At 46.3% G+C, this 13,446-nt stretch carries 11 protein-coding genes; 2 read left to right on the forward strand and 9 right to left on the reverse strand.

Annotated elements, in window-relative coordinates; translation table 11 throughout:
* Positions 1–233: 233 nt before the first annotated feature.
* From GUA87_RS13145 to GUA87_RS13170, 6 genes are all read right to left on the reverse strand, one after another.
* Positions 234–1,388, reverse strand: a complete 1,155-nt coding sequence (locus tag GUA87_RS13145) for an acyl-CoA dehydrogenase family protein (RefSeq protein WP_193717066.1) — start codon at positions 1,386–1,388, stop codon at positions 234–236.
* A gap of 28 nt (positions 1,389–1,416) precedes the next feature.
* Positions 1,417–2,091 (reverse strand): nitroreductase, encoded by a 675-nt coding sequence (locus GUA87_RS13150; RefSeq protein ID WP_193717067.1) that lies wholly within the window; start codon positions 2,089–2,091, stop codon positions 1,417–1,419.
* A 55-nt stretch (positions 2,092–2,146) separates the two neighbouring features.
* Positions 2,147–3,004 (reverse strand): MaoC/PaaZ C-terminal domain-containing protein, encoded by an 858-nt coding sequence (locus GUA87_RS13155; RefSeq protein WP_193717068.1) that lies wholly within the window; start codon positions 3,002–3,004, stop codon positions 2,147–2,149.
* 11 nt (positions 3,005–3,015) lie between these two features.
* On the reverse strand, positions 3,016–3,921 hold the full coding sequence (locus GUA87_RS13160) for an SDR family oxidoreductase (RefSeq protein WP_415774799.1): 906 nt from the start codon (positions 3,919–3,921) through the stop codon (positions 3,016–3,018).
* Positions 3,922–4,125: 204 nt separating this feature from the next.
* Positions 4,126–5,064 (reverse strand): 2-hydroxyacid dehydrogenase, encoded by a 939-nt coding sequence (locus tag GUA87_RS13165; protein ID WP_193717070.1) that lies wholly within the window; start codon positions 5,062–5,064, stop codon positions 4,126–4,128.
* 3 nt (positions 5,065–5,067) lie between these two features.
* Positions 5,068–6,384 (reverse strand): malonyl-CoA decarboxylase, encoded by a 1,317-nt coding sequence (locus tag GUA87_RS13170; protein ID WP_193717071.1) that lies wholly within the window; start codon positions 6,382–6,384, stop codon positions 5,068–5,070.
* A gap of 218 nt (positions 6,385–6,602) precedes the next feature.
* Here GUA87_RS13170 and GUA87_RS13175 point away from each other — a divergent pair, with 218 nt between their 5' ends.
* The gene (locus GUA87_RS13175) at positions 6,603–8,108 is read left to right on the forward strand and encodes a malonate--CoA ligase (protein WP_193717072.1); all 1,506 of its coding nucleotides are present in this window, start codon (positions 6,603–6,605) and stop codon (positions 8,106–8,108) included.
* Positions 8,109–8,138: 30 nt separating this feature from the next.
* Here the strand turns inward: GUA87_RS13175 and GUA87_RS13180 are convergent, their stop codons facing one another.
* The 3 genes from GUA87_RS13180 to GUA87_RS13190 all read right to left on the reverse strand — a co-directional run bounded on the left by GUA87_RS13180 (position 8,139) and on the right by GUA87_RS13190 (position 11,004).
* The gene (locus GUA87_RS13180; protein ID WP_193717073.1) at positions 8,139–8,774 is read right to left on the reverse strand and encodes a CGNR zinc finger domain-containing protein; all 636 of its coding nucleotides are present in this window, start codon (positions 8,772–8,774) and stop codon (positions 8,139–8,141) included.
* A gap of 262 nt (positions 8,775–9,036) precedes the next feature.
* Entirely contained in the window at positions 9,037–9,894 is an 858-nt protein-coding gene (locus tag GUA87_RS13185; RefSeq protein ID WP_193717074.1) for a 5'-nucleotidase, lipoprotein e(P4) family, read from the reverse strand.
* A 96-nt stretch (positions 9,895–9,990) separates the two neighbouring features.
* Positions 9,991–11,004 carry a YeiH family protein gene (locus GUA87_RS13190; protein ID WP_193717075.1) on the reverse strand — a complete coding sequence of 338 codons (1,014 nt, stop codon included), beginning with the start codon at positions 11,002–11,004 and terminating at the stop codon, positions 9,991–9,993.
* Positions 11,005–11,234: 230 nt separating this feature from the next.
* Here GUA87_RS13190 and GUA87_RS13195 point away from each other — a divergent pair, with 230 nt between their 5' ends.
* A complete protein-coding gene (locus GUA87_RS13195) occupies positions 11,235–13,445 on the forward strand; it encodes an ATP-binding protein (protein ID WP_193717076.1) in 2,211 nt (736 codons plus the stop codon).
* The last annotated feature ends 1 nt before the right edge of the window (position 13,446 follow it).

Genomic DNA, 13,446 nt, shown 5'->3' on the forward strand with positions numbered 1-13,446 from the left:
CCCTCCGAAACCCTCTCAGATCCTCGCTCGTAAGCGCTTCCAAGTGACCCCGTCCGGCGGTGTGGAGCGGTTTATAGGCCCATCATCCCAAACCGTCAAACCCTTTTTTGATCTTTTTTACATAATTCTGCAATTTTTCTGACACATCCATTTCGCATTCGCAAAAAAGGTCAGCAAAACTGCCATTTAACCAGTTCTGTTGACCTTTTGATAATGTGCAAATTAATTGGAAACTAGTAAGATCTAGGCAGTTCCAACTCATGTTCGGCAATAAAAGACAGGATCAAATTCGTTGAGATAGGTGCAATCTGGTAAAGACGAGTCTCTCTGAACTTTCTTTCCACATCATATTCCTCTGCGAAACCGAATCCGCCATGAGATTGCAAGCATGCCTCGCCTGCCGCCCATGAAGCTTCGGATGCCAACATCTTACACATGTTCGCTTCTGCACCACAGGCTTGCCCCTCGTCATATAGGCTATAGGCCTTCTCAACCATTAACTTGGCGGCTTGCATCTGAGCATATGATCGTGCGATTGGAAATTGCACCCCTTGATTCTGACCGATAGGACGGCCGAACACATTTCTATCACGCACATAGTTAGAGGCCGTTTCAATAAACCAGCGAGCGTCTCCAATACATTCAGAAGCAATCAGGATACGTTCAGCGTTCATACCGGTAAGAATATATTTAAAGCCTTTACCCTCTTCCCCGATTAAGCTGTCCGCAGGAATTCTGAGATTATCAAAGAAGACTTCTGTGGTTGCATGGTTAATCATGGTGCGTATGGGGCGGATCTCCATCCCATTACCAACAGCCTTTCTCATATCAACCAAAAACACAGACAGCCCTTCAGAGCGCTTTTTCACCTTATCTTTAGCGGTCGTCCGCGCAAGCAAGATCATCAGGTCAGAATATTCTGCACGAGACGTCCAGACTTTTTGCCCGTTAATGACATACTCATCCCCATCTCGAACCGCCATTGTAGATATACTGGAAGTATCTGTGCCAGCAGTAGGTTCAGTCACACCGAAAGCCTGAAGACGAAGTTCACCTGTCGCGATCTTGGGAAGATATTCTTTTCTCTGTTCTTCACTACCGTGACGCAGCAATGTTCCCATGGTGTACATTTGCGCATGACATGCTGCACCATTACAGCCCGCCGCATGTATTTCTTCCAAAATAGCGGAAGCCACAGAAAGAGGCAGACCCGCGCCGCCATATTCTTCCGGGATGAGCGAAGCAAGCAGTCCCGCCTCAGTCAGGGCATTTACAAATTCAGTTGGATACGCCCGCTCCCTGTCTTTTTCCTGCCAGTAATTTCCCGGAAACTTTTCACATAGCTGCCGAACTGTCTGGCTTATTTGATCAATGACTTCTTTGTCCATTTTCTAGATCCATTTGTTACTTTATTCGTTAGTCGGAGAAACCATGGAATTCTACGAATTCCTCAAGGTAAGCTCTTTCGCTTTGAAGATTATTAATTATGGCCTCTTCATCCATATATCCAAGCGCCATACCGCAAAACACCATCTCATCATCGGGGACATTCAGGAATTCAGCTGTTGTTTTCGGCCACTGAGCCCACGCTTCCTGAGGACAGGTATGAAGCCCCTTCTCCCTCGCCATAAGCATGATATTTTGCACAAAGATGCCAAGATCGACATATTGGCCAATTTCCATTTGCCGGTCCATCACAAAGAATAAGCCGACCGGTGCTCCGAAAAATTCAAAATTTTTGGCCAACTGGCGAAATTTTCCCGGGGTATCCTCTCTTGGGACACCGATGAGATCATATAAAGCCTGTCCCACAACACGCCGACGTGTCCGGTACGGATCCTTTAGCTCTGGTGGGTAGACATTATATTCTGGACTTTCCATCTGCCCCTTTGCCAGCTTACCTTGAACATTCCGAACTAGGTCAGACAAAGGCTCGCCCGTAAGCACCTTCACCTTCCAAGGTTGCAGATTACCACCTGATGCGGCCCACTTTGCAATTTCAAGAATATCTCGGACGGTTTGCCCATCGACGGGCTTAGATGAAAATTGACGTACTGATTTGCGGCTTCTAATGGCCTCTTCAACCTGCACAGGCTTACTCCTTTACTGTAGAAGGAAGGAGGCAGGCGAACCTGCCTCCCGTAATTTACTCTACAATAGCACGCCCATTGTTAAGAACAACAACATCGCGTTCTTTGACCTTTGCCCTAAACGAGATTTCGGAACCATCTTTCCACATTTCGGTTACGATTGTCTCACCCGGATATACAGGAGAGGTAAATCGTAGCTTAAGTGATTTAAAACGAGATGGATCGTAATCACATGTTTCTTTTAAGAGAGCGTGACCCGCTACACCTAGTGTTGCCAAGCCATGCAATATCGGTTTTTCAAAACCGGCAGCAGTTGCCACCCTTGGATCAGCATGCAGTGGATTGAAATCCCCACTCAAGCGATAGATCAATGCCGCTTGAGGCAGTGTTGGCATTTCCACTGAAGTATCCGGTGCGCGATCTGGCAAAGTGTGTGGTTTTGGCGCTTCTACCGCCGGCCCACCAAACCCTCCGTCACCACGAGCAAATGTCGTGGACGTCAATGTAGCCAGTAAGTCACCGGTCGACTTCTCATAGACTTTACGTTCTGAGAAAAGAAGCGCTCCCCGCCCTTCACCTTTATCAATGATTTCGGTGAAGCGATTCTCGCCAATTACCTTTGCTGCGGCGGGGAGCTGTTTGTGAATCTCAATCCCCTGTTCCCCATGCAACACTTTCACCCAATCCACACCGAACTGCGGGTCTTTCAGGAAAAAGCCCGGATAGGCGAGAACCACCGCCATGGTCGGTAATGCCAGCTGATCTTCTTCATAAGTAAACCGAAGCTGATCCATATCTAAAGGGTCGGCGGAAAGGCCCACTCCAAGAGCATATAGAATACTGTCTTTTGACGTATATTCACTTTCAACTGAATCAAACTTCCAGTTCATTAATTTATCATAGTCAATCGCCATGCTGCCGTTCCTTATACTGGATCCCAGCAGAATACATCACCGGAGCGCTCGAGCGGCACCAGGGATGATTCAACGGCAGGGCCAAAGCGCGCGGCAACTGTTTCCGGTGTCCAACCTTCTGATGTCTGAATGTTGCGAATTGGGCGGGGCTGGCTCATCAGGCAAATTTCATTGTTACGCACAACAAAGATCTGGCCCGTAATTGCAGAAGCCTGATCGCTTAAAAGGTAAACCGTCAGGGGAGCAATTTTTTCAGGTGTCATTTGTTGAATTTTCTTCACACGTTCACGCTCTGCATCTGTGCCTTGAGGGATGGTGCCGATCAGGCGGGACCACGCAAATGGAGAAACGCAGTTTGAACGCACGTTGAAACGAGACATATCCAGCGCGATAGAGCGAGACAGACCGGCAATACCCAATTTAGCCGCAGCATAGTTTGCCTGACCAAAGTTACCGATCAATCCAGATGTTGATGTCATATGAACCATAGAACCGCTTTGCTGCTCTTTCAAATAAGGCGCAGCGGCACGAGCGACATTAAAGCTGCCTTTCAAGTGAACATCGATGACAAGATCAAATTCTTCTTCGCTCATTTTATGGAAGATACGATCCCGCAAAATACCCGCATTATTAACAATGCAGTCAATACGACCGAAGTTCTTACGGGCATCTTCAATCATTTCACCCGCAGCATCCGGATCGGCGACACTGCCAAAGTTGGCGATGGCTTCACCACCAGCATCTTCGATAGATTTTACAACTTCCAATGCAGGAATCTGATCAGCGCCTTCGCCCTGCTCTGTACCGCCCAAGTCATTGACCACAACCTTCGCACCCTGCGATGCAGCCATCATGGCAATGCCACGACCAATACCCCGACCCGCGCCAGTTACGACAACAACCTTACCTTCCAACATATTGCCCTGGGACATCTTTCGCCTCTTTCTTTCTTATTTCTTATTGGGACCACCATGATTGGTGAATGTGGTCATATAATCATATAAAGACAGGCCTTGCAAAAATTTAATGAGCTTGCGTATCAAATTCGCCGTGATGGGGATTTAAACAAAAAGCCCACCACATTTCTGGGGCGGGCTTTTGTACAAAGATGCATATTGAGTTCAGTATCCACTGCTTCTATCAACTGCTCCTGGGACCTCCCCTGTTTTTCTATAGGAGGCGATATTATCAGCCACGATAGAGCTTGCAGAATTGATGTCTGACGGAGCCGAAATATGCGGAAGCACAGTCACCGACGGATGAGACCAATAGGGATCCGTTTCGGGCAACGGCTCAACTGCGAATACATCAAGCACTGCGTGAGCGATATGCCCTGTATCAAGTAGCATTATGAGATCTTCATCAACAATAATCGGTCCGCGCGCAAAATTGATGAGGTTAGCCCCTGATTTCAATTGAGAAAGGCGTTCCTTACTTAAAAGTCCACGTGTCTGCGCAGTAAGGGGCAATAGAGAGACCAAAATATCGGTTTTCCCCAATACCTCTGTTAGGCCATCAGTTCCACAATGGCAGGATATGCCGTCTATTTCTTTCAGGTTTCGAGACCATCCGTTAACTTGAAAGCCTGCTTCTTTAAGACGTCTCGCGGCCTCCATCCCCAATGCACCAAGCCCAAGTAAGGTGACATTTACCTCCCAAGGATATTTATAGGCATGCTGTATCCACGCTTTATTCTTCTGTCCGTCTCTGTATTTGGGCATGTCGCGCTGCAGATAATAAGTCCACGCCAGCACCGCTTCCCCCATAACCCGGGAAAGCTCTGGGTCTACAAGGCGGACGATCGGGACATCAAGATGAGATAGTTCTGCCATCATACGTTCCACCCCTGCCCAGACGCTATGTATCCATTTCAAGTTGGGCAACGCTTCCAGTTTCGCAGGCTCTGGGTTGGCAACGACAGCAATCTCTATTTCATGCTTGTCGGCTTCGCTTAGATCTTCAAAAGCGCGGATGGTCTCTCCGGGGAGCAAGTCAGAAAGTCTTTTGATCCAATCATCACGTTCATCTTCCGGGACTTGCCCCACAAAGGAAATTGCCATGTATCAGTTATCCTTAGCCAAACTCAGAATAGACGAAGACGCAACGACCTGACGGTCATTGATATAGGCTTCGTGATTTCTCTCAATATCTTTCAGGCTATAGTAATAATTCACCAATAGACCTGCTGACTGCTTCATACCATTTTCTGAAATATCACCAAGCCAGTTTATGCGCTCCAGCCGCGCTCCATTCCCAAGGTGGAAACGGGACACAGGATCCAGTGGTCGATTTCGCGACTTTTCGTTCACGAGATAATGGGCGACAAGTTGCTCCAACGGCTCTTTGATCTTGGAAGATACTTCTTCTTTGTTGAACCAGTCTTTATCAAGCATTTCTTTTTTTACGTTGTCGATTTCGTCCTTCGATAGGCGGCCGGTCCGGCCTTCAAATTCGGCAAACCACTTCATAAAGCCAGGGATCGGCGAAAGGGTGGAGAAATGCTTCAAATTTGGAAGCTCCGCGGAAAGTTCTGACACTACCTGCTTAATCAGGAAGTTACCGAAACTAATCCCTTTCAAACCTTCCTGGCAGTTGCTGATCGAATAGAAAATTGCTGTGTCTGCCTTAGTAGGATCCAACCTTTCCCCTTCGAGATCCAGCAACGGCTGCACCGCCGCAGCCAGCCCCTTTACCAGAGCCACTTCAACAAAAATTAGAGGCTCTTCTGGCAGGGCAGGATGGAAAAAGGCGAAGCAGCGACGATCCTGATCCAAGCGGCGGCGCAGGTCGTCCCAACCCGTAATTTCATGCACCGCCTCATATTTGATCAGTTTTTCCAGAACAACAGCGGGTGTTTTCCAGTTTATTTCTTCAATTTCCAGAAAGCCTCTATTGAACCAGCTTACAAGCAAATGCTGCATATCGGCATCAACTGCTCTTAACTCCGGCTTTTTGCGAAGATAAGAGACAAGAAACTTACGCATATCAACAATGGCGGCGGTCCCACCTGGCGCAAAATTGATACGGCGCATCAATTCCTGACGCGGAGCCTCTAGCGCGGCGGCTAGCGCTCTTCTGTTTTCAAATGATTTGTCACTTTCATACGCCTTAACAGCCTCATCCACTTTTTCGGAATCGAGGCTGACCTCTTTCAACAGAAATTCCATAAAAGCCAGCCGCTGATCATCTTCAGCTTTATGCCACAGGCCAACAACTTCCCGTGCCAGTGCCATACCGGACGCTTCACCCTTTTGTGTCATCAGGTCCCGGCAGACACCTTCAATAGTGTGACTGCGTGATTTTCCTGCGCCGCGGTCAAGCAACTCACGCCCCGCATCAGCAATAGAATTAAAAAACTGGCCGACAAGTGTCTGTTTCATTTTGCGCACCTTTTGTTAAACACCCTACTACCGGACATAATAATTTTCTGGTCCAGTTTAAGCATCCTTCACAAAATTTATATGACAGTCAAAATTTTTGTATACAAGAATTGATTTTACGCACACAAAAGTGCATTTTTCTTTCAAACTTATAGTCAAGAAACCTCAGGCGGCTCTATAGTTGCCTGAAAATCAAATTCCGCCACGGACAATACAAAATGAGCAAAAACAACCTGTACCACTTGTTTGAACAGCAATTCACTGGACACTCCGGTAAAACAGCCTTCTCTACACCGGCCGGGAATGAGTTCACTTACCAACAGGTGATGGATATTAGCAGCCGGATCGCAAACTTGCTTGTGTCGAAAGGTGGAAAACCCGGAGACAGGGTTGCGGTTCAGGTTGATAAGACAGTTGAAGCTGTTCTTTTGTATCTTGGATGCCTCAAAGCGGGACTTGTCTACCTTCCTCTCAACACCGCATACAAATCGTCTGAAGTTGACTATTTCCTCTCTGATGCCACCCCTATCTTTCTGGTTTGCGCACCAGAGAAGCACACAGATCTTGCGGACATTGCAACTGCTGCCGGTGTAAAAGAGATATTTACACTGGATAGTAAAGGATGCGGTTCACTGATGGATGCTTCCAGCAGCCAAAGTGAAGAATTTCAGACAATACCGCGTAAAAGCGACGATCTTGCTGCCATTCTTTATACTTCAGGGACAACCGGACGCTCTAAAGGTGCCATGTTGACCCACGAAAATCTGGCAAGCAATGCGCAAACCCTTGTAAAATACTGGGCCTTTGAAGAAAATGACGTCCTTCTTCACGCCCTACCGATCTTCCATGTTCATGGTCTTTTCGTGGCCCTTCACTGCGCTTTCCTGAAAGCTAATAAAGTCATCTTCCTGGACAAGTTCGACCCAGCAGCTGTAATGGAAAACCTGCCTGAAGCAACAGTGTTTATGGGCGTTCCTACTTTCTATGTCAGACTGTTAGACAATCACGAATTTGGCAAAGAGCATTGCCAAAACATGCGCCTATTTACCGCGGGCTCAGCTCCGCTTTTGGAAGAAACGTTTAATCAATTCACGGATCTGACAGGCCACGTCATTTTGGAACGTTACGGCATGTCCGAAGCAGGCATGATCACATCCAACCCCTATGACGGGAAACGGATCGCAGGGTCTGTAGGCTTTCCACTGGATAATGAAGTCAGGATCGCAGACGAAGACGGCAACATCCTGACCGATGGGGAAATCGGCATTCTGGAAATCAAGGGTCCGAATGTCTTCAAAGGCTACTGGAAAATGCCGGAAAAAACTGCGTCAGAATTTCGGCCTGATGGCTTTTTCATCACAGGAGATATGACCGTCAAAGGTGAAGATGGATACTATCGCATTGTCGGTCGATCCAAAGACCTGATCATTTCCGGTGGCTACAATGTCTATCCAAAAGAAATTGAAAGTTATCTGGATGAAATGGAAGGCGTCCTTGAAAGTGCCGTAGTCGGTCGCCCTGACCCTGACTTTGGAGAAGCCGTTGTCGCCTTTATCGTAAAAGATGGCAGCACTGATCTTGGTGATGTTGATGTCATCAGATTTGCAAAAGACAAACTCGCCAATTTCAAGGCTCCTAAGGAAGTTCATTTCCTCGACGAACTTCCCAGAAACACCATGGGCAAAGTTCAAAAAAATGAACTTCGAAATATCGCAGCCAAATAGTTTAAAAGCCGCCTCAAAGGGCGGCTTTTTTTAAGCTTCTTTTCGCTTCAGATAGGCGTTTACCTTAGCGCGATTTCCACATGTCGACATGGAGCACCAACGCCTGCGACCATTCCTGGACTGGTTTACAAAAAACAGCTCGCAGGTATCACTAGCACAGACACGCGCTTTTTCGACCTGATCAGACGCTAGAAACACAGCCATATCTTTTAAAATTGGATAAAGTAACTGCTCTGGCCCTTCCTCAACCAAGCTGTTTTTCACTTCATACCCACTGTCGGAGGGAACAAGTTCAATTTTTGTCTTGTAGGTAGCCAGCAAATCGTTGAGGTCTGCAACGAAATTGGGGTCAATCGGCCAGCCTTCCGAAGCTTGTTTCAGATTTTCTGAAAAGCGTATTCTCATGTCATGAAGCTTATCCATGACCTGCTGGCACCTCTCCGGGTTTTGGAAGATATACATGTGAAAAGCAGAGGCTTCATCTTCATGCAGCAATTCCTGCGATTTTAGGAAAGTCAGCAGATCCTCAAGTGAGGCAAGCCCTTCACCGTCACGATCAAATCTTTGAGCGGAATTAGCAAAATCAATGGCTGTGCGACCACCAACAACATAATACCCTTCGTTATTCACGACCCCGGCTTTCACCAGAGCTTTGAGCTTCGCCAAAGCTACTCTCCTACTGCGTAAAATTCTGTAACAAATTATTCATATCGGGCAAAATGCACTATTTTAAGGCAAGCGCAAGCCAAATCACTACACAAATTCCTATTAAAACACGATAACCGGTAAAATAAAATAATACCAGTTACAACTTATCTTATCAAAGGCTTTACCAAGGGGATATTAACCCCTTGTTTCAGCACATATTTCAATAAAAAAGCCTCCGACTTCATCGAAGGCTTTTCCTGAAATAATTCAAGTTCAAGAATTATTTTGGCTCCCAAAAACTCATGGATTCCATTTTCATAGCGCGTTTCTCTTCACCGGATGCTTTCCAGTTATACCCAAAAGATGCTCCCTCCCAAGATCCGTACATTGGATTTGGAATGGTGATCCATTTTGTGCTCCAGTTCGCAGCATATTTGTTCAGGATCTCATTCCGTTCTTCAAGGTTCGCTTTTTTGGCATCAACGAAGTCGCCCAGATTATCCCCCAACAACATGACGATGCGATAGTCTTGAGCAATATGTGCGCGACGCGTCCCTTTTTCAGATCCCCAGTTCTCACGCTCATTGCGGAGTAATACGGTGTCAATTTTTTCGTTCACAGGATAACCAAGAGCTTTCAGGTTCTTACGCGTACCTGCCTCACCTGGCGCTTTACGGTTTGAAACGTAGAAAATCTCTACACCTTTGGAGGCAGCGTATTTGATAAATTCCTTTGAGCCTGGAATTGCCTTGGAAATTGCTTCGTCAACATATGGCCCCCAAGTTTTGGAGCTGTAGTTCTTGCCTGCTTTGATCAACCAGGCTTCATACTCTGAATTGTCTAAAACTGTTTCATCGACATCCAGAATTACAGCAGGTGGCTTATTTTGATAATTGTCTCCCTGCTCTAGTGCTGCAGTCCAGTCTTTGTTCTCCAAAGCGCGATCCAGCATAATTTCAGCCAGTTTAAAGGCCGCAATGGCATTTGCTTTAAACTCAACAGAAGTTTGAGTCCACAAGGTCGCGTTCATCAAGTCATTTGGCTTCGATCCATGGCCATCAGCAAATGCAGTACCGACTGCAGTTGTTCCCATCATCAGACCAGCTACGAGTGCCAGAGATTTAGTACCCAGTTTCATTTACGTATCTCCCCGTTTTGAGATTCAATTCCTGATAATTGAACGGTAACTATTCGCTAATTACAAGCAAATTCAACAGTGAATTTGACTAAACGGTCAAAAACAAGCAACCAGCAGAAAGATAAAGAGTGCAATAAAGATTGTCTCAGACACAACAAGGATGACGACTGGCCAGCCAACTTTCGTAATTTCCTTCAATGACGTCTTCATACCTAGTCCCGCAATCGCAGTAACCAGACACATTCTGGAAAGATCGGTCATATGTTCAATTGCCATGGAAGGCAGATAGCTCATGCTGTTAAGAAAGACAAAGATCACAAAACCGATCAGAAAAGCGGGAGGCAATATCCCCAAGCTGCTTTCTTCACCTTTTTTCTTTCGGCTGGCACTAAAGATGAAGCTAAAAACGAGAACCACAGGCACCAATAGAGTAACACGTAAAAGCTTGACGACAGTACTGACATCACCGGCTTCTTCCGACACACTATACCCTGCACCAACAACTTGAGCCACATCATGGATGGTTCCGCCAAGGAACACGCCTGCCTCCACATGATCCATCGCGAAATATTCAGTAATCAACGGATACACGACCATAGCAACGGTGCTTAATGTGGTTACAGCAACAACAGTTACGATGGTATTTCGTTCGGTATATGGCGTTTTTGGCATGACTGCAGATAAGGCCAAAGCCGCCGAGGCGCCACAGATAGCTACGGCACCACCTGACAACAAACCCAGAGAAGGCTTTAACTTAAGAACTTGAGCAAGTATCCAGCCAAACAAAATTGTTAACACAAGGCCTGCTGCAACCCCGGCAATTGTAAGCCCACCAAGATCTGCGATCTGATCAAAAGTGATCCTGACACCGAGCAAAGCGACACCTATACGCAAGATCGTGCGCGCTGCAAATTCAATACCAGCTTTGCAGGCCCCCTCTTCAGACAAGAAATGAAAAGCCATTCCTAATAAGAGGGCAAAGAGCATTACCGGACCGCCATAGTGGTCACTTAAAAAACCAGAAGCCATTGCAATTGTTAGGCAAACCAACAATCCTGGGAAGATTGTTTTTGTCTCCCGCGCCATTTGTTCTGCTTGCCTCTTGAGCATTTTGCGTTTCCCCGCCACAACAATGTTTGAAATACAACAAAGGATTACCTACCATAAATCGAAAGGCTCTCGCAAAGTAATTCCTCTGAATTATACTGTAGAATTAGTCTGCTGCGTTAATTGGTTTTTATTGATTTTTCACTAGCTTTCAGTAAGGTGCATGTATTGGGGAGGCGTCTAAGAACTAATACGTGTTGACCAGCGCCTTATATACCATTTGGGTTAATCGTATGACAGCAGCCAAAAGGCTTATTATATCAATTATAGGGTTTAGTTTTCTGATTACTCTCGTCAGTACATCAGTGCAGCTATACATTGATTATAGAGCTGAACTTACGACGATTAATGACCGGTTCCAGGAAATTATCAGTACACGGCTACCAAACCTGACCCATAACGTTTGGGTGCTTGATGACGAACAGATAACACTCCACCTGATCAGTTTGGTAAATAGCCCTTATATTGAATATGCTGCCATCAGTACTGAAGGAAATGTGCGCTGGCTTCATGGTGACATTCAGTCCAAACAGACGCTGGAAAGATCCTATCCGTTGAATTTATCCAATGGGAAACAAACCTTTGATCTTGGAACGTTAAGGGTTGTGGCTGGTCTTAATCCAGTTTTCAGAAGCCTGAGTGAAAGAGCCTTGATTATCCTCGCGAGCAATGCTGTTGTGATATTCTTTATTGCCGGCTTCTTCCTGATTTTGTTCCAAATTCAGATTTCACGACACCTCATCACGCTTTCGCACTATGCACGATCATTGAAGTTAGATGGCATGACACCGGCACTTACACTGCAGCGCAAGCAACCTTCGGGAAATCCCGACGAGTTGGATGATGTGGTCTCCGCATTGAATTTCATGAAGAACAACATTGAAACCTCCTATCACGCGTTGCGCGAGAGTGAGCGTTATAACAGGATGTTGTTTGAACAGTCTCCTATTGGTCTGGCTTTATGCAAACCTGACGGCAAATTTACAGATATTAACCCGGCTTTCGCCTCGATCATCGGTCACCCTTCAACTGATCCCGAAGGCTTGGACCTTTGGCAAATTATCCCAACAGAAGAACTTGAACTTGAGCGTGAGCGCTTGAAAGACTTACGCCTTCATTCCCCAAGTCTACATATGGAAAAATCGGTAATAGACCTCAATGGCAATATTATTCCCGTGGATGTTTCCTATCACTTGCTTGATCGCGCTGGTGACACCTATATCGGGCTTAGTATTCAGGATATTTCAGAACGCAAAGCGTCTGAACTTGCGCTTGCAAAAAGTGAAGAGCAGCTTAGACAGTCAGAAAAAATGCGCGCGGTTGGTGAACTTACCGGCGGTGTTGCTCATGACTTTAACAACTTGCTTGCCGTCGTGATGGGCAACGCCGAAATCGTCAATGAAAGCCTGCCCGAAGAGAGTGATCAGCGGAAAAGAATGGAAATTCTTATCGCCGCCTGCTTACGAGGCGCTGATCTTACACAACAGCTTCTGGCTTATTCCAGAAAACAGGTCCTTAAACCCGTCTATACCGATATGTCCCATCTGGTAGACAAAACAGTGTCTATGTTGACACGTGTGATCGGAGAAGAGATCGAATTTCAATCAATCGTGGAGGATGAAATCTGGACCTGCCACGTGGATCAGAGCCTGTTCGAAAATGCGTTGCTCAACCTGATTATCAACGCAAGGGATGCCATTCTCGCATCCAGTAATCGTCCTGGAAAAATAATCCTGAATGTCAGCAATGCTTCTGTCGACAGGTCCATGGCAGAACTTCCAACTGACGCGTCGGAAGGGGATTACATCGTCGTTTCCATTCAGGATAATGGCACAGGGATGCCAAAAGAAATCCAGGACAAAATCTTTGAACCCTTCTTTACAACCAAGCCGGTTGGTGAAGGAACTGGGTTGGGTTTGAGTATGGCGTATGGGTTTGTTAAACAATCAGGTGGATTTGTGGTAGTATTCAGTAAAGAAAATTATGGTACTAATGTAAAACTTTATATACCAAGGCATAGTGGCTCCGCAGTCGGGAAAGAAGACAAAATGGTTGATCAGAAGCTGAAAACCGGGAATGAAAAAATTCTTGTTCTGGAAGATGATCCAGATGTACGAGAGCTGACAGTACTGCAACTAAAGAGCTTGGGTTATTCTGTTCTACAGGCGCATGACGGCAATTCCGCACTTGATGTTCTGGAAAAGGAAGGTCCTGTGGACCTTCTCCTATCAGATGTTGTCTTACCTGGAGGAATGCGCGGCCCTGAAGTGGCATTAAAAGCCAAGAAAGATCAACCGAACCTGAAAGTTCTATTTATGTCTGGGTATACCCAAAATGCGCTAGAGACGCATTCAGAGCTTGGCGAGACGGCGATGCTCCTCAATAAACCGTTTCGAAAAAAAGACCTTTCGGAGAAAATTCGCGAAGCTATTGAGCTGAACTGAC

This window comes from Sneathiella sp. P13V-1, assembly GCF_015143595.1.
GTDB lineage: Bacteria > Pseudomonadota > Alphaproteobacteria > Sneathiellales > Sneathiellaceae > Sneathiella.